General features: G+C 33.8%; 20 protein-coding genes. 8 read left to right on the forward strand and 12 right to left on the reverse strand.

Translation table 11 applies throughout. The features are described from left to right. Positions 1 to 139 precede the first annotated feature (139 nt). The 6 genes from rplM (at position 140) to ACNQF8_RS02500 (ending at position 4,401) form a co-directional block, all read left to right on the forward strand. On the forward strand, positions 140 to 595 hold the full coding sequence (rplM, locus tag ACNQF8_RS02475; RefSeq protein WP_035669714.1) for a 50S ribosomal protein L13: 456 nt from the start codon (positions 140 to 142) through the stop codon (positions 593 to 595). Then, positions 595 to 981: a 30S ribosomal protein S9 gene (gene rpsI, locus ACNQF8_RS02480; RefSeq protein ID WP_066080508.1), complete on the forward strand. Its 387-nt coding sequence runs from the start codon at positions 595 to 597 to the stop codon at positions 979 to 981. Before rplM ends, rpsI begins: the two co-directional genes overlap by 1 nt. A gap of 173 nt (positions 982 to 1,154) precedes the next feature. Next, positions 1,155 to 1,952, forward strand: a complete 798-nt coding sequence (gene rpsB, locus ACNQF8_RS02485; protein WP_315212068.1) for a 30S ribosomal protein S2 — start codon at positions 1,155 to 1,157, stop codon at positions 1,950 to 1,952. 133 nt (positions 1,953 to 2,085) lie between these two features. Further along, complete coding sequence (tsf, locus tag ACNQF8_RS02490) at positions 2,086 to 3,048, forward strand: translation elongation factor Ts (protein ID WP_417952839.1); 963 nt, start codon at positions 2,086 to 2,088, stop codon at positions 3,046 to 3,048. A 135-nt stretch (positions 3,049 to 3,183) separates the two neighbouring features. Beyond that, a complete protein-coding gene (locus tag ACNQF8_RS02495) occupies positions 3,184 to 3,837 on the forward strand; it encodes a queuosine precursor transporter (RefSeq protein ID WP_417952840.1) in 654 nt (217 codons plus the stop codon). Positions 3,838 to 3,840: 3 nt separating this feature from the next. Next, positions 3,841 to 4,401 (forward strand): DNA-3-methyladenine glycosylase I, encoded by a 561-nt coding sequence (locus tag ACNQF8_RS02500; protein ID WP_417950661.1) that lies wholly within the window; start codon positions 3,841 to 3,843, stop codon positions 4,399 to 4,401. 40 nt (positions 4,402 to 4,441) lie between these two features. Here ACNQF8_RS02500 and aat read toward each other — a convergent pair whose 3' ends face one another. The 3 genes from aat to ACNQF8_RS02515 form a co-directional block, all read right to left on the reverse strand. Further along, complete coding sequence (gene aat / locus ACNQF8_RS02505) at positions 4,442 to 5,080, reverse strand: leucyl/phenylalanyl-tRNA--protein transferase (protein WP_417952841.1); 639 nt, start codon at positions 5,078 to 5,080, stop codon at positions 4,442 to 4,444. 80 nt (positions 5,081 to 5,160) lie between these two features. After that, positions 5,161 to 5,541, reverse strand: a complete 381-nt coding sequence (locus ACNQF8_RS02510) for a DUF3127 domain-containing protein (RefSeq protein ID WP_417950663.1) — start codon at positions 5,539 to 5,541, stop codon at positions 5,161 to 5,163. Between the two features lie 24 nt (positions 5,542 to 5,565). Then, positions 5,566 to 6,447: a flavin reductase family protein gene (locus tag ACNQF8_RS02515; RefSeq protein WP_417950664.1), complete on the reverse strand. Its 882-nt coding sequence runs from the start codon at positions 6,445 to 6,447 to the stop codon at positions 5,566 to 5,568. A 177-nt stretch (positions 6,448 to 6,624) separates the two neighbouring features. Here ACNQF8_RS02515 and ACNQF8_RS02520 point away from each other — a divergent pair, with 177 nt between their 5' ends. Next, positions 6,625 to 7,779, forward strand: a complete 1,155-nt coding sequence (locus ACNQF8_RS02520) for a sensor histidine kinase (protein WP_417950665.1) — start codon at positions 6,625 to 6,627, stop codon at positions 7,777 to 7,779. On the opposite strand, the gene ACNQF8_RS02525 is transcribed toward ACNQF8_RS02520, so the two are convergent. The 3 genes from ACNQF8_RS02525 to greA form a co-directional block, all read right to left on the reverse strand. Then, a complete protein-coding gene (locus ACNQF8_RS02525; protein ID WP_417952842.1) occupies positions 7,771 to 8,943 on the reverse strand; it encodes a transglutaminase domain-containing protein in 1,173 nt (390 codons plus the stop codon). The two genes, ACNQF8_RS02520 and ACNQF8_RS02525, sit on opposite strands and share 9 nt — an antisense overlap. 96 nt (positions 8,944 to 9,039) lie before the next feature. Continuing rightward, complete coding sequence (locus ACNQF8_RS02530) at positions 9,040 to 9,429, reverse strand: HIT family protein (RefSeq protein ID WP_131914927.1); 390 nt, start codon at positions 9,427 to 9,429, stop codon at positions 9,040 to 9,042. A gap of 44 nt (positions 9,430 to 9,473) precedes the next feature. Next, the gene (greA, locus tag ACNQF8_RS02535) at positions 9,474 to 9,950 is read right to left on the reverse strand and encodes a transcription elongation factor GreA (protein ID WP_091165910.1); all 477 of its coding nucleotides are present in this window, start codon (positions 9,948 to 9,950) and stop codon (positions 9,474 to 9,476) included. Between the two features lie 162 nt (positions 9,951 to 10,112). On the opposite strand from greA, the gene ACNQF8_RS02540 reads away from it, so the two are divergent. Beyond that, positions 10,113 to 10,526 carry a Rieske (2Fe-2S) protein gene (locus tag ACNQF8_RS02540; RefSeq protein ID WP_417950667.1) on the forward strand — a complete coding sequence of 138 codons (414 nt, stop codon included), beginning with the start codon at positions 10,113 to 10,115 and terminating at the stop codon, positions 10,524 to 10,526. A 59-nt stretch (positions 10,527 to 10,585) separates the two neighbouring features. Here the strand turns inward: ACNQF8_RS02540 and ACNQF8_RS02545 are convergent, their stop codons facing one another. The 6 genes from ACNQF8_RS02545 to ACNQF8_RS02570 all read right to left on the reverse strand — a co-directional run bounded on the left by ACNQF8_RS02545 (position 10,586) and on the right by ACNQF8_RS02570 (position 17,473). Further along, positions 10,586 to 12,736: a TonB-dependent receptor gene (locus ACNQF8_RS02545; RefSeq protein WP_417952843.1), complete on the reverse strand. Its 2,151-nt coding sequence runs from the start codon at positions 12,734 to 12,736 to the stop codon at positions 10,586 to 10,588. A 236-nt stretch (positions 12,737 to 12,972) separates the two neighbouring features. Continuing rightward, entirely contained in the window at positions 12,973 to 13,374 is a 402-nt protein-coding gene (gene arfB / locus ACNQF8_RS02550) for an alternative ribosome rescue aminoacyl-tRNA hydrolase ArfB (RefSeq protein ID WP_417950669.1), read from the reverse strand. Positions 13,375 to 13,379: 5 nt separating this feature from the next. Continuing rightward, the gene (locus ACNQF8_RS02555; protein WP_417950670.1) at positions 13,380 to 15,500 is read right to left on the reverse strand and encodes a DUF4301 family protein; all 2,121 of its coding nucleotides are present in this window, start codon (positions 15,498 to 15,500) and stop codon (positions 13,380 to 13,382) included. After that, complete coding sequence (gene pnuC, locus ACNQF8_RS02560) at positions 15,455 to 16,084, reverse strand: nicotinamide riboside transporter PnuC (protein ID WP_417950671.1); 630 nt, start codon at positions 16,082 to 16,084, stop codon at positions 15,455 to 15,457. Before pnuC ends, ACNQF8_RS02555 begins: the two co-directional genes overlap by 46 nt. Before the next feature lie 14 nt (positions 16,085 to 16,098). Then, positions 16,099 to 16,815, reverse strand: a complete 717-nt coding sequence (locus ACNQF8_RS02565; RefSeq protein ID WP_417950672.1) for a phosphoglycerol geranylgeranyltransferase — start codon at positions 16,813 to 16,815, stop codon at positions 16,099 to 16,101. Between the two features lie 28 nt (positions 16,816 to 16,843). After that, complete coding sequence (locus tag ACNQF8_RS02570) at positions 16,844 to 17,473, reverse strand: 4'-phosphopantetheinyl transferase family protein (protein ID WP_417950673.1); 630 nt, start codon at positions 17,471 to 17,473, stop codon at positions 16,844 to 16,846. Positions 17,474 to 17,526: the final 53 nt, after the last annotated feature.

Raw genomic sequence — 17,526 nt, forward strand, 5'->3', positions numbered from 1 at the left:
ATATTATTTTAAATATACATTTGATAATCAGAGTAAAAACGAGAAAAAAATATTCATTTAAGGTATTTGTATTTAAAATAATTAATTGTACTTTTGCAACCCCTTTATTGGGGATGGAATGTTTAATTAAAAATATATTATGGACGCATTAAGCTACAAGACACAATCAGCAAGCAAAGCCACAGTTACTAAAGAGTGGATTGTTGTAGATGCTGATGGTCACAACTTAGGTCGTCTTGCTTCAAAAGTCGCTATGATTTTGAGAGGTAAGTACAAGCCAAGTTACACACCACACGTGGACTGCGGTGATAACGTAATCGTTATCAACTCAGAAAAAATTAACCTTACAGGTAACAAAATGGATGAAAAAACATACATCCGTCACACAGGTTATCCAGGAGGTCAAAGAACTTTAACTGCTAAAGTATTGCAATCAAAAAACCCTGCATTACTAGTTGAAAAAGCAATAAAAGGGATGTTACCTAAAAATAAATTAGGTGCTGAACTTTTTAGAAATTTAAATGTTGTTGTAGGATCTGAGCACAAACAAGGCGCTCAAAAACCTAAAACAGTTAACCTTAACGATCTTAAGTAATGGGAGTTATTCACAAAATCGGTAGAAGAAAAACCGCTGTTGCACGTGTTTATGTTTCAGAAGGAACAGGAGTAATCACTGTAAACAAAAAAGCATTCGAAACGTACTTCCCAACTGCAACTTTACAGTACAAAGTATTACAACCTATGTCTATGACAGAAAATGTAAGCAACTTTGACGTAAAAGTTAACGTTTACGGTGGTGGTTCAACTGGTCAAGCAGAAGCTGTAAGAATGGCATTGGCACGCGTTATGTGTGAAGTAAATGCTGAAAACAGAGCAATCTTGAAACCAGAAGGTTTATTGACAAGAGATCCAAGAATGGTTGAACGTAAGAAATTCGGTCAGAAGAAAGCTCGTAAGAGATTCCAATTCTCTAAACGTTAATATTACCTGTCTTGTTCAAATGGGACAAGACATAGTTCATTTATTATTGAATTTAAAAAAACAGTTGTTGTTGCTCTCCTACTGAGGTAGGAAATAGTTTAGCATCTAAATGTATAAAGCCGGGAAACCGCCATTTATTCATTGCTAATCAACAGAACGTAAACTAGAACAAAATGGCAAACAAAGTAGAAGTAAAAGAATTACTAGAAGCAGGTGTTCACTTCGGACACATGACTAGAAAATGGGATCCAAACATGGCTCCTTACATTTATATGGAGCGTAATGGTATTCACATTATCAATCTATATAAAACTGCAGCAAAAATTGAAGAAGCGAATGACGCTTTGAAAAAAATCGCTGCATCAGGTAGAAAAATATTATTCGTTGCTACCAAAAAACAAGCAAAAGATATCGTTGCTGAAAAAGCAAAAGCTGCAAACATGCCTTATATCACTGAAAGATGGCCTGGTGGAATGCTAACTAACTTCGTAACTATCCGTAAAGCTGTTAAAAAAATGGCTACTATTGATAAAATGAAGAAAGATGGTACATTCATGACCCTTTCTAAAAAAGAGCGTTTGCAAGTAGATCGTCTTCGTGCTAAATTAGAGAAAAATTTAGGTTCAATCGCTGACATGTCTAGACTACCAGCTGCATTGTTCGTAGTTGATATCAAAGCGGAACACATCGCTATAAAAGAAGCTCAAAAATTAAACATTCCAGTTTTTGCAATGGTTGATACAAATTCTGATCCTCGTGAAGTAGAATATGTAATTCCTGCAAATGATGATGCTTCTAAATCAATTGATAAAATTTTATCTTTAGTTACAGCTGCAATTGTTGAAGGACTTTCTGATAGAGGTTCTGACAAAGAAACTGAAGCTACTGCTGAAGTTGTTGCTCCTGCTGCTGAAGTAGCTGAGGTTGCTCCTGCTGTTGAAGCAGCTGCTCCTACTGCAACTGAAGAATAAATAAACATTTAATTCCAAGTTTTAAATTCCTCTCCAAAAATAATTAGAAACAATATGTTGATAATTTAATAAAATTGGAAATTGGATTTAACACTTGGAATTTTTTACTTTTAACCTTAAAAAATAATACAACATGGCAACAATTACTGCTGCAGACGTAAATAAATTAAGACAAACTACAGGTGCCGGAATGATGGACTGTAAAAAGGCTTTAGTTGAAGCTGATGGAGATTTTGACAAAGCTATTCAAAACCTTAGAGAAAAAGGACAAAAAGTTGCTGCTAACCGTTCTGACAGAGAGTCTTCTGAAGGAGCTGCTGTTTCTTTTATCAATGCTGATAAAACTAAAGGAGCTATCATCACTTTAAACTGCGAAACAGATTTCGTAGGTAAAAATGAATCTTTCGTAACTTTAGCTAAACAATTAGTTGAAAAAGCGATTAACTTCTCTTCTAAAGAAGAATTTTTAGCTTCAGATTTCAACGGAATGACTGTTGCTGAAAAATTGATCGAACAAACTGGTGTTATCGGTGAAAAAATCGAAATCGGTGGTTTTGAAATTTTAGAAGGTGCTTTTGTTGGATCTTATGTTCACGTTAACAAAATTGCTGCATTAACTGCTATTTCTGCTGCTGTAGCTAACGCAGAAGTTCTTACTAAAGATATCTCTATGCAAGTGGCATCAATGGGAGCTGATACATTATCTTACAAAGATTTTGATCCATCTTTCGTTGATTCTGAACTAGCTGCTCGTATTGCTATAATCGAAAAAGAAAATGAAGAAGCAAAACGTTTAGGAAAAACATTGAAAAATGTTCCTAAATACATTTCTTTCTCTCAATTAACTGAAGAAGTTTTAAAACAAGCTGAAGAGGATGCTAAAGCTGAATTAAAAGCTGAAGGTAAACCAGAACAAATTTGGGATAAAATTATCCCTGGAAAAGTTCAACGTTTCATCTCTGACAATACTACTTTAGATCAAGAGAAAGCCTTATTAGATCAAAACTTCATCAAAGATGACAGTAAAAAAGTTAGCGATTATGTTAAAGGATTCAACGTTGAGATTACAGGTTTCAAAAGAGTTACTTTAGGATAATTTATTGCGGGGAACGAAATCACATTAGTAAATTTCACAACTCGAATTTATATAAAATCCCATCTTATTTGAAAAAATGAGATGGGATTTTTCTTTTAAAAATAAAACCCTAAATTTGAATACTAATTATTTTTTATGTTTAAAACCAAAAAAGAACTTGTCTTTGTTATTCTAGCAGGAATCTTCATTACTAACGCCGTCACCGCAGAACTCATCGGTGGAAAACTGATACAAATAGGTCCATTTGTAATGAGTATCGGTATTTTACCTTGGCCTATCGTTTTCTTGACTACAGATTTAATCAATGAATATTTCGGAGAAAAAGGAGTAAAAAAACTGTCTTTAATCACTGCTGGTTTAATCGCCTATGCTTTTATCCTCCTTTTTTTAGCCATAAGTATTCCCGCAGCAAAAGGAATAAGTCCGGTAAACGATGACCAATTTTTTGCAGTTTTTGGACAAAGTATGTGGATCATCGTTGGAAGTATCACTGCATTTCTAGTTTCACAATTGATTGATGTAACTATTTTTTGGTTTTTCAAAAACCGTACAGGAAATAATAAAATTTGGCTTAGAGCAACGGGTTCCACTATAATTTCTCAATTATTCGATTCTTTTATTGTCCTTGGAATTGCTTTTTGGTTACCCGGTAAAATTAACTTTGATACTTTTATCACATCTGCATTGACAGGTTATACTTTTAAAATCGGAATTGCCATTCTCTTGACTCCATTAATTTATTTGGGTCATTATATTATCAAGAATTATTTAGCCTCTGAAAAAGAATAAAAAATGGAAGAAAAAATAAGATGTAAATGGTGCGTTGGAATTGATATTTACGAAAAATACCATGATGAAGAATGGGGAGTTCCAGTTCATGAGGATCAAAAATTATTTGAATTCTTAATCTTAGAAACTTTCCAAGCAGGATTAAGTTGGATTACAATCCTTAAAAAGAGAGAAAACTTTAAAGTAGCTTTTGATGATTTTGACTATAAAAAAGTGGCCCTTTATACCGAAGATAAAATTCAGGAATTACTTCAAGACGCTGGAATAATCCGAAATCAATTAAAGGTTCGCGCAGCTGTTTCTAATGCCGTTGCATTTATGAAAGTACAAGAAGAATTTGGAAGTTTTTCTAAATACATTTGGGAATTTACTAATGGAAAACCCATTCAAAACAACCGACAATCCTTGAAAGAAGTTCCTGCAACTACCCCGCTATCAGATGAAATTAGTAGAGATTTAAAAAAACGTGGATTCAAATTCGTTGGTTCCACGGTTGTTTATGCTCACATGCAAGCCACCGGAATGGTTAATGATCACGTAGCTGATTGCTGGAAGAAAAGCTAGTTTCCAGTGAGATAGAATCGTAAAATTCGGAATATGAATATTATATACTTTTCAGAATTTTCATAAAATCAACTCTTTCTATTTCCCTGCAACCCAAACTTTCAAGATGCGGATTATAAACTTGGCAATCCAACAGTTTGTAATTTTCTTTTTTTAATTGGTTTACCAAAGCTATAAAAGCCACTTTGGAAGCGTTCGAAACTTTTGAAAACATACTTTCACCACAAAAAATATGACCCAAATCGATTCCGTATAAACCGCCAACCAAAACCTCATCTTGCCAGACTTCAATTGATTTTGCAATGCCTAATTCATGTAGTTTACAATAGGCTTCTATCATGTCATTGGTAATCCAAGTCCCATTTTGACCGTCTCGTTTTATGTTTTGACAATTCGAAATTACGTCCCTGAAATTTTGATTAAATGTAACCTTGAAAATATTCCTATTGACAATGTTGCGCATACTCTTAGAAACAATCAATTCATCCAGAAACAAAACCATTCTAGGATTAGGTGACCACCATGTAATAGGTTCACCATCTTCAAACCATGGAAAAATCCCATTCCTATAAGCAAGCTGTAAACGCTCAGTCGACAAATCTCCTCCAAGAGCAAGAATACCTGTAGAATTAGTCTGAGAAACGGGTGGAAAGAATAATGCTGTAGTTAAATAATACATTCTTTATTAAAAAATAAAACCCGACAGTGTTTTGAATACCTGTCGGGTTTGTTTTACTATATCAATAGAAAATCAAATGATTAAAAAGGTAAATCGTCTGCTTCTTCTTCGTTTAAGTTAGTTGCTGGTGCAAATGCTTCAGCAGCTGGCATTGGAGGCATTTGCGCAGCAGAAGGAGTTTCAGCTTGCAATTTTCCAATTCTCCATCCTTGGATAGTATTAAAATAAACTGTTTCCCCTTGAGGATTTGTCCATTCTCTACCTCTTAAATTAATATCAATTTTTACAGGCTCTCCTACTTGAAAACCGTTCAATAAGTCACATTTGTCCTGAACAAACTGAACTAGAATATGTTGTGGATACTGCTCATCAGTTGTAACTACAACATCTCTTTTTTTGAAACCTCCAGATCCAACTTCCTTAGTTTGATCGATCATTTTAATTTTTCCTGTAACTTCCATCTTCTATGTTTTAATTGTTTTGCTCTATTTTTTTCTTTCCGCTAAAAGTACTTTCCATGCTGAAAACACATCATTACTATCTAAATATTTTTTAGCTTCTAAGTGTAATTTTAACTCATCATCGGAGCTTAAAACTCCTTTTACCGCGAAATTTTGTTTTACAAATATACTAACTTCTTCCTTGGTAGGCAAGGCTTCTACATTCCCTAAAATTCCTAAATCGTTTCCATCAAAAACAGGACTTTCTTTTATAAAATCAGGAATCGCATCCACTCCAATTCCTAATGTGGATAATGGTTTTGGCACTTCAAAAAGACCTTTATTCGATCTGGAATACCAGTTACCTCCTAATCTGGAAACTAAGTCTATTTTATGTTGATCAATCGCTCCGTTTTCGTCTAAAATAGATTCATCAATATGAATGCGCAAGACTTCACAAAGAATCAAATTCCCTGCGCCTCCTTCTGTTCCCAAAGGAATAACCTGAGTGACTTTACATTCAAATTGAACAGGTGATTCTTTTACTCTAAAAGGCTTTACAACCTCTGAAGCAATTGGCGTCAAGCCAGATTTTATAAACTCATCAACTCCATCAGCATATTCTGTGCTTGCCAGAGAAGTTTGCTGCACCATGTCATAATTCACCACATTAATCACTACTTCCCGAGTTGCTTCGGCATTGATTAACGTGTGTTTTATCGAATTATCACGAACGCGTCTTGCTGGTGAAAATATCAGAATCGGAGGATTCGCACTAAACACATTAAAGAAACTAAAAGGCGATACATTAGGAATTCCATTTATACCAATAGTACTGGCAAAAGCGATAGGCCTTGGCCCAACAGAACTTTGCAAATACCCTTGCAATTTTGCTGTTTCGATACTTTTAGGATCAATAGTTATCATACGTTTTTAATTTATTGCTGAAAGATACAAAAATAGACAAATGAATTAAGTTTAAGAAGTAGTAACCCTAAATTACAATAAAATAAAAGGTATGATTTTTCCAAAAAAAAATTCTTTCCCTAAAACTAAAATACAAAAGCATTTATTTCGTTATATTTATACCTCTAAATTATATTTATGCAGTTTTCTGAAAGAAGAAATACGACTCGTTGGGTTATTATTTTTGCATCCTTTTTTATCATTTCATTAATTCTCTGGAACACTTATACTTTTTTTCAAATCTTCAAAAATGAAGAACGTTTAAAAATGAACCTTTGGGCAAAAGCTCAAAAAACGCTCAATAATGCCGGTGAAAATACCGATGTAGAACTTCCGCTTCAGATTTTCAGTAACAATATTTCCATTCCTATTATCCTTACTGAGAATGACCGTATCATAAACACTGTAAACATTGACGATGCCATTGTAAAAAATGAGCTCAAAGCCAAGGATTTTTTATCCAAATTAAAAAGCGAAAATGAACCAATAGTCATTGAATATGTACCGGGGAAATTTCAAAATTTATATTACGGTAATTCTGCATTACTGAATAAACTGAAATATTATCCTGTTGCTTTAGTACTTATCATTGTGCTTTTTGGCGCGCTAGTTTACAATTTTTACAGAAGCACCAAAATGGCCACGCAGAATAAACTTTGGGCGGGAATGGCAAAAGAAACGGCACATCAGATAGGAACTCCGCTTTCTTCCTTGATTGGCTGGGTCGAACTCTTGAAATCTGAAAATGTGGACGAAAGCATCACTTTCGAAATTGAAAAAGACATTGAACGTTTACAAACCATAACAGATCGTTTTTCTAAAATAGGTTCGGAACCAAAATTAGAAAATAAAGACATCGTAGCAGAAACGCTACAGTCTTACGACTATTTGCAATCCCGATTTTCTAAACAAATTGAGTTTTCATTCAAAGCACCAAAATCTCCTATCCTTGTTTCTTTGAATCCAACTTTACACAGTTGGACCATTGAAAATCTTGTCAAAAACGCCATCGATGCCATGAAAGGAAAAGGAAGATTAGCGCTAGAGATTCAGCAAGAAGGCGATTCAGTAAAAATAAACGTTACCGATACTGGAAGCGGGATTCAAAAAAGTCAATTCAAAAGCATCTTTGAACCTGGATTTACAACTAAAAAACGCGGTTGGGGATTGGGTCTTTCATTGACTAAAAGAATCGTGGAAGAATACCATAAAGGAACCATCAAAGTGCTGAATTCCGAAATTGGAAAAGGAACAACGATGCAAGTCAGTTTCAAAAAAAGTAATTTAGTTTAACGGAACGCCAAACCAAGAAACTTTAGAAAACATCGTTTTTCTAACTATTTTAGACTTACTCAGATAATTTTTTACAAACAATGAGTGTTCTTCGGCTTGCGCCAAAGCTGCTCCAATTGATGATTTAATCGACGCTACATTAGATGCATTTTTATTACCAACTGCACCAACGCTGTAAATATCGTTCTGACATTTGGCTAGTTTTGATCTTGGCGTTTCAATCATACTGCTAATTTCATAATCAGAAAAAGTAGGCTTGAACTTATTGTTTCTGTAATGAATAAAATCATTCAGTAACACAACAGCCTCATTCATTTCATTCACAATAGCATTCAATTTTTCAATATTGTTATTTTGTCTCAAATAAGTCAATTGTTGCTTTTTCCCTTCATAGCGTTCGAGAATCATAGCATTTTTCAAGCCGTTTTTCTCTATTCTTTCTGCCGAAGCAAATAATTGATCGGCTTCAGACAAGTCATTATATTTGGTGATTTCTTTCTCAAAATCAAAGTATTTCTTGTTTTTATTGATTTGGATCTTCCCTTCATAAAACTCACCATTGGTAATAGGATAATTCGAAAATTGCCATAAATAATCAAATGGAATGTGTGAAGCGATTATTTTAGTGGGATCAGCCTTAAAATAATAGTTGTTTATTTTTTTTGAAAATCTCCCGTTATTGACATAACCAGAACCCCATGTTGGATCAAATATATACCACTTTTTATCAATTTTTGCAGCTGTCCAAGCATGAGCTAAGTCACCTACTTTTCCGTTTTGTTTTGTATATCCGTCAATTATATAGGACTGGATTCCTGTTTTTTGCGAAAGCTCATTAAAAACAACAGCATAATGAATACAAACCCCTATTCTGGTTCGCAATGTCTTTGCGATTTTTTCCTGTTCGGTTTCATTGAAATTTACGGCAAACATATTAGCAACATCATAGCTGATATTCGATGCGGTCCAGTAAAAAACAGCTCTGATTTTATCTGTTTCTGTTTTGAAGTTACTATTGATATATTTGGCAATTGCATCGGTAGAAGTAGTTGAACTAGCAGGAATAACAGCCATTTTAGCATCAACCAAAGAATATCCTGTGTTGACCTGTCCAAAACTCAGAAACGAGATAAAGAAAAAAAGTACTAAATAAATATTTTTCATAATAATAATGTAGGCTCAAAAATTAAAAGGGGATAGGTTTTCACCTATCCCCTTTCTAAACTAAAACCATACCAATTTATTTTATTTGTACAACTATTATAAATTGGTTTTTATGCTTTCTGCCAAAGCTTCAAATTCGTCTTTGGATAGCGATACTTTATTTTGAAAACGCATTTCATCCATTTCATTCAAGGGAATCAAATGAACGTGCGCATGGGGAACTTCTAGTCCTACAACTGCCATTCCGATTCTTTTACATGGAACCGTTTTTTCCAGAGCAACCGCTATTTTTTTAGAAAACTGCATCAGTCCGATATACAAATCATCTTCCATCTCAAAAATCTTATTTATTTCTTGTTTCGGAATACAAAGTGTGTGTCCTTTTGCGTTTGGATTTACATCCAAAAAAGCAAGAAAATTTTCATCCTCTGCAATTTTATAACACGGGATTTCTCCGTTTATAATTTTTGTAAATATACTTGACATTGTTGAATTGGTTAATTGTTTGAATCTGTTAAACCTTTAACTATTTAATCGCGAGAAATCTCTAAAATTTCAAATTTCAACACTCCGTTTGGAACAGTGATTTCTGCCACTTCTCCAACTGATTTCCCTAGTAAACCTTTACCAATTGGTGAGGTTACAGAGATTTTTCCGGTTTTCAAGTCGGCTTCACTCTCAGCTACCAATGTGTATTTCATTTCCATTCCATTGGTTTGGTTTTTGATTTTCACATTAGATAATACCAATACTTTAGAAACATCTAGATGTGTTTCATCAATCAATCTGGCATTCGAATGTACTTCTTCCAATTTAGCAATACGCATTTCCAGCATACCTTGTGCTTCTTTCGCAGCATCGTATTCAGCATTCTCTGAAAGGTCACCTTTATCTCTTGCTTCGGCTATATCTGCAGATGCTTTTGGACGCATTACGCTTTTTAAATAATCTAATTCTTCTCTTAATTTCTTCAACCCCTCTGCGGTGTAATACGATACTGTACTCATAACTTCATCATTTATATAAATAGAAAAAATCCCATCAGGACGGGATTTCTTTCCACAAAGATACTATTATTATTTTTTCGTCTATAAATATATGTTAATCATATATAATTCAAAGTTAAATAAATTAAATTTGTTTCACTAATACTTTGACACTATTTTAAAATGAAAAAATACCTACTGCTTTCCTTTATAATTCCTTTCTTTTTTTCGTGTAGTGATTCTGGTTTTGATAATACAAATCCATTTGTCCCTAATTATACTTTTTCGGTAGATATTAATATGAATTTGCCCGCGTATTCTAATTTAAAGTATCCTAGTAATGGTATTTATTACGCAGGAGTGGGCGCGCGCGGTATTATTGTTTTCAATACGGGAAGCGGTTACAATGCTTTTGATGCAGCTTGTCCCAATCAAGCTATAAGCTCTTGTTCTACTATGACCATAGATGGAATAAATGCAGTTTGTGGATGTGACAGTAAAGAATACAGCTTATTTACCGGACAAGGAACTTTACAATATCCCATGAAACAATATCGTGTTCAAGTAAACGGGACGGCACTTAGAGTTTATAATTAAACAAAAAATCCTGACAGCGAACCATCAGGATTTCATCCAATAACAAATAATTTATTTCTTTAAAACTTCAATGTCAAACCAGCAAGGAAATTAATTCCTGCTTGTGGGTAATAGTAAGGGTAAATATCATACATGTATCCATTTGACACGTATTTTTTATCTAAAAAATTATTCACTAAACCTGTCAAAATAATCGATTTAAAAACCGATTTTGGTTTAAACTCATAAGCGATATTCAAATCATTGACAAAATATTCCGCCAACTTAGCAGCCGGTAATTCAATGTTATTCATGTATTGTTCGCCCACAAATTTTTGCAACCATGAAATATGAAGATTTTCCACTGGGGTATAGACCAAAATATTTCCGGCAATAATCGATGGTGAATATGCTATATCAGTTGTCCCATAATTCTGTCCCTCTACTGCTAAATCAGTATTTTTATTAGCACTCAAGGTGAAATTAGGACGAATAATCAATTGATTTGTCAATGCTATTGTAGCATCTACTTCCAGTCCTAAACGGTAACTTTTTTCACTGTTAGAACGTATCGGAGCGCCTACATCATCTAAACTTCCTGTCAAAATCAATTGATCTTTATAGGCCATATAATACACATTGGTATTGAATTGTACTTTCTCAGCAACATGTCTCCAACCCAATTCAAAGTCATTCAGCTTTTCTGGCTTTACGTTTCCGCCTTCATAATCGGTTCTGTTTGGTTCTCTGTTAGCTCTTGCATAGGAAAAATACAAGGCATTATTAGCATTGATGTCATACGTCAATCCCGTCTTTGGATTAAAAAAATTAAAGGTATCATCAACCACATCTGCCTGAACCCCGTTGGCTTTATAATTTACCGTACGGTATTGTAAATCTCCAAATAAACTTAATTTCTCTGTGATTTGGTAATTAGCTTTGGCAAAAACTGTTCCATCCGTTTTAACGGCATAATCATCATAATAACGATCTCCTAATTCACTCTGTGAAGCAAATCGCGCCCAAATAACTTTACCGAAATGGCTGCCTTCATACTTATTCCATCCGCCACCAAAAATCACATCCAGTTTTTCTTTCTTGTAATTTGCAGAAAATGTTGTTCCGTAGAAATCGTTATCCAACCATTTTTGACGAATCAAATCAGTTGTTGTAACGGGACCAACTGGCTGTAATCCATAATCAGCTAAATCAGCGTCTTCTTTGTAATTTTCATAAAACCCTTTTCCTTTTGTGTAATGCAACGCAAAATTAGTACTCCAGTTTTCTGATATTTTTTCGTTCCAATGCAATTGAGAGTGATCTTGTTGGTAATTATCGGTTTCATTGTCATAAAAACGAGCATTTCCTTGTTCGTCCGTAAAAGCTCCTGCTGAATTAAAAGTGCGATCATTGTTCAATGTTTCGCCGTCAATTCCGTTCCAAGATTGATACGTTTTCTCTTTTCCTCCAAATACCAAGGCTTTTATCAAAGTAGTTTTGCCTACATAGGTACCCTGAAGAAAATAGGATTTTAAATCAGATGCACCGCGGTCCATATACCCATCCGAATTTAAAGCAGACAAACGTCCCGCGATTTCGAAATGATCGTTCATCAAACCCGTACTGAATTTTACGGTGTGTTTTCGAGTATTAAAACTTCCAAAAGAGTTGGAGATTTCTCCAGTGCTTTCTTTGGCAAAATTATCGGTAAGCATATTTAAACTGGCTCCAAAAGCTCCTGCGCCGTTAGTTGAAGTTCCTACGCCACGCTGCAACTGCAAACTCTCAACTGAAGATGCAAAATCAGGCATATTTACCCAATACGTTCCATGACTTTCAGAATCATTGTAAGGAATTCCGTTGATGGTAACATTCACTCTTGTCGCATCGCTACCACGAACGCGAATTCCGGTGTAACCTACACCATTTCCGGCATCAGAAGTGGTAACCACCGAAGGCAAATAATTCATCAAAATAGGAATATCTTGTCCTAGGTTTCGAAATTTGATTTCCTTTTTGTCCAAATTGCTAAAACTAACTGGAGTTTTTGTAGTCACACGAACCGCTGAAACCAAAACTTCATCGAGTTGGTTTACTTTTGTCGTGTCTTTGACTTGTGAGAAAGAGATAAAAGTTGCAAAAAGAAAGACAGAAGACATATAACATGTCAGCTTCTTGGACTTTGTGACTTTGAGATTTTGAGACTTTGTAACTGTAATAAAAGTGTTCATCCGTAAAAATATTACGAATAAAAGGGGGAATTATTCTTTTGTTAAATTAAAAAATGATTGTTTCCTATGACTAATAAAGTAGCGTGCACACTATTTGTTTGTCATTTTTTCCCTTGACAACATTACTTGTCCAGGTTCTTTGGGTATAATCTCAGCTCGTTATTTAGAGCACCCCTTTGAGACAGCGCAAAACTAATTATAAATTGTGAATTATAAATTATGAATTGGAATAAATTTTAAAAATCAGGTTTTCTGCGTGTTTTTTTAATTTCAGAAATGTTCTTTTTATCCTTTATTCGCTTTCTAATGACAGACTTGGGAATTTTAGTTGGCCTACGTTCTTTAGGAATAAGCAACGCATTTTTTATAAGTTCCAAAAACCTTTTGGTTACAATTTCTTTGTTTCTAAACTGACTTCGATCTTCATCACAGTTCAAGATTAAAACTAAATCAGTCTTTAATCTTGAAGGTAATTTGGTTTCGACCAAAAGTTTTTCTTCTTCGGTTAAAGCCTGAGAATTTTTCAAATCAAAAGTCAAAACCACTTTAGAGGAAACTTTGTTTACATTTTGTCCGCCAGCACCACTGCTACGAACAGCTTTGAAGCTTAACTCTGATATGATTTTTTGTTTTTCCAATTTTATTAAGGTTGGTGCGCTGATTTTAATAAATCATTTACGCTTTTTACCGGATTGAATGTAATTAAAGGAACTTGCACAAATATGGTTATCCAATTTGCCATGGCGCCATTCCATAATCCAGGTAGTTCATAGGATTTAATAACTCTTCCAAATGTAGTTTTCTCCACAATAAAACCACTATTATGATCTACAAACTGAGTCAAATCAAATTTTTCATTTTTATAGTTCTTGATTCCGCAAACTATATCAACAGGATTAAAATGCGTAGAAGCATTCAGTATTTCTCTTTGATTATCATCTGATAAATCTACTTGGGAACTCTCAACAATTTGTAACGAAATTAAACCTTTTCTGTCTTTTACCCAAAATGGGCCACCACCAGCTTCACCTTCATTTTTAACCATTCCACAAACTCTAATAGGTCTATTTAAAATAGCTTTTATTTCGGTGATTTTATCTTCAAAACTAAGCTTGTAAAAGCTGTTTGGGATACTAATATTTAGTTTTTCTTGCAAAAAAAGTAAAATTTCCACACCGTTTTCCTGTTGAATTTCATCAGCATCTATTGCATGTAAATACTTAAATACTTGCTGTTGTAATTCTATTAAAATTCCTGCCAATGCTTTTTTATACAAAGCTATTTTGTCAATATTATTTTGGATAACGTTGTCAATATTTTTTATAAAAACAATATCGGAATCTAGATTGTTTAAGTTTTCTATCAAGGCTCCATGACCGCCCGGTCTAAAAAACAACTTCCCATTTTCATCTCTAAAAGGGTTGTTTTCAAAATCTACAGCAAGAGTATCCGTATTCTCATTTTGACAAGAATAACTGGTATGTATTGCTATTCCTGATTTTTTTTCTAATTTTCCTTTAATGGCATTAATCATCGTTTCAAACTGTGTCAAATGTGATTCTGACACCGTAAAATGCAAATTTGAATTTGAATTTGAATTTGCATAATGAACACATTCATTAAGATGCTCTTCTACTGGTGTATAAATATGATTTTGATATTTATGAAACGGAAGTACGCCTTTAGGCTTACCTGCAAAATTGAAGTAATCTGGAGCCAAAAGTAATTTTATGAAATAGTAATTTTTATAATCTCGATGAAGAAACTCAAAGTCAATAAATTCCTCTCTAAGTTTTTTATCAACTGCTTTAAAGAATGGAAATTTTTCTAAACCAACTATAAAAACAGGAAGTTCTGTTTCTTTTTTTCTATTAACATAAGCATTAATCGTTTCATTTTCAACATCAAAATCCTTCAAAAAAGAAAGCAAAAACTTAAACATTCTGCTTGCAGCTCCAGATGCAGGAACAAATTTCTCTAGCTTAAAATTTGATTTATTTGCTTCAAAATAATCTGCATTTAGTCGAAAATCACTTTCTGATAATTTTAAAATACCATTAAATAAAGTTGCAGGTCCAACCAGATTACTCGTCGTTATTCCATTTCTAAAAAAATCAAGTTGTTGTTGGATGTTTTTTAAAGGAACTCCCTTTTCATAAATTTGAATAAAATCAAGCGAAGAAAGTCCCATTTCTTTGGCCTTTGTTAGATCATTGATAATGGCAACTGCTTTCTTCAGCCGTAATTTTTTATCTCCGGAAAGTGTTATAAATGGCTTATTGTTATCGATTAAGGATTGTTTAAAATTTGCAAACACCGACTCTCTTTCGTCTGGACGATCTCTTAAATCATCTTTCTCCCATGGAATATCAATGTCCGTAAGAAAAAACAAGTCATACTCATGTTCACGAGCTGCTTGGTCTAATAATGGATCACAGTAATTATAATATACTTCAGAAAAAACCTTAGTAACTAATAAATTAGTATCACAAAAAAGATATTTATTAGCAATTAAAGTGCTTTCATTTTCTAATTTGGTTTGCCCAAAAGCAATGGGAAGCATGTCATCAATACTACAAATTTGTTTATCTAAATCCCATTTTTCTTGCAGATATTCTCGTGCATATTCAGGAACCCATTTGGTTTTATAATATTCCGCAAGCTGTCTAGCCAATGTTGTTTTGCCAGTGCTTTCGGGACCAAATAAGGCTACTTTTATTATTTTTGTAGCTCCGTTTGAGAGCTGTCTGAGATTTTCTTCCATTCTAAATAGCCAAAAATGGCAACTATTGTAAATACTACGTATTGAAAACTGGTAAAAGTAAAACCTTTTGAAAAATATAATGGAATTGAAATTACATCTCCAATAATCCAAAATATCCAATTTTCTACTTTTCTTTTGGCCATGAGCCACATTCCTACAAAGAAAATTCCTGTGATAAATGTATCTACATAAGCATACCAAGTGGTGAATTTTCCGAAATAGTGATACACCGAAACCACAAAAGCGACAGTAAATATAAAAAGAATTATCGCAATACGTTTTTCTGAACTAGAAATTTTTGAAATTGGGAACTCAATTGTATCATCTTTTTTTCGGGTCCAATGATACCAACCATAAATACTCATAACAAAATAGTACCCGTTGATCATCATATCACCCCATAAAGTCCATTTCCAAAGCAAATAAACATATATAAATGTACTCACTAATCCCGTTGGAAAAACCAAAATATTGTCTTTTTTAGCGTACCAAACACTTAATAAACCAAAAATAACCGCCACAATTTCTAAAACTATGTCTAAGGTTGGGTAATCTCTATACTGAGAAAAAAAGTATTCTATCATTAGTCAATCTAAAATTATTGATTAAAAAAGTTTATGTCATTTTCAAAAGCAGTTCCTATTACAACTAAATTGGCTCCAGCATGATAAGCGTTTTGAATTCCCTGCAAATCTACAATTCCGCCACCAACAAGTAACGGAATTTCAATATTTTGAGCAACTAATGTAATCATTTCTAGCGGAACAGCTTGTTTAGCGCCACTTCCCGCTTCCAGATATATTAACTTATTGCCTAACATTTCGCCGGCTTGTGCCGTAGCCAATGCTAAGTCAAGATCATTTCTATCTAAAGGTTTGGTTTTGCTCACTCTTTCTACGGCGGTTTCAGTCCCGCTTTCAATGAGTATATAGCCTGTAGAAATAATCTCAAGTTGGGTTTTCTTTAAAACAGGAGCTGCTTTTACCTGATGTTCTATTAGAAAATCCGGATTTCGACCAGATAGTAATGACAAAAACAAAATCGCATCAGCTTTATCTGAAATCTGGGATGGGTTTCCGGGAAAAAGAATAATGGGTAAATTACAGTTTTGTTTAATTTTTACAATTAATTCATCTAGAATATTTGTTGTAACATAGCTTCCGCCGATGAAAATATGCGTTGCCGGCGATTGATGTATTTTTGAAATTAGTATTGATACAGTGTTCAAATCAATTTTATCAGGATCAAGAAGAATAGCTAATAATTTTTGGTTACTCCTTTTGGCTTGTATTATTTGGTTGTATAGGTTCTCCATAAGTTCTGCCGCAAATTCGCAGTTTGTATTAATTTTCAAAGGCATAAACTAAAGTAAACTCTTCTATTTCTTCAAAATGGATTTTGAAATCTTTTACTAAATTATTAAAATGAAGTTTGGCATTAGTTAGTTTAGCGTTAATATGAAACTCCTCAACACTTATATGGTCTTTGAAACTGATTCCTTTTTCGTTTCTAATTTTAAAAATAGCTTCTTTGGCTCCCCAAATAACCGTTAATTTCCTAATATATTCGTCACTGTCTGTATCCAAGAATTGTAATTCTGAATCACAGAATTTATCGGCGATTCGAGTGATTTTGTCTCTTTGCAATTCAATGTCGATTCCTACCGTTTCGTCACTGATAATAATTGCCGAAAAATTATGGGAATGTGTTATCGAAATATGTTTCTCTCCTTTAAGATGGGGTTTGCCGAATTGATCATAATACAGATCTAAGTCTGTGTGGCCGGCCTCTTGTAATAACTTACGAACACTAAGAAATGCGCGTTGGTGCATCTCTGATTTCATTCCGTCAAGGCGAATGCGATTGCTATCGTTTAAGACCACTTGTTTTAATAATTCCGCATAGGATTCGGTTACTTTCCAAACGAGAATTTGAGTTCTAGAATTAATATGTTTCGTTTTGTAAAGCGGCATCGTGTTATGATATTGATTTTTAGCCCCGGTAGCAGCGGCATCCTTTTTTCACG

Source organism: Flavobacterium labens (assembly GCF_048286755.1).
Lineage (GTDB): Bacteria > Bacteroidota > Bacteroidia > Flavobacteriales > Flavobacteriaceae > Flavobacterium.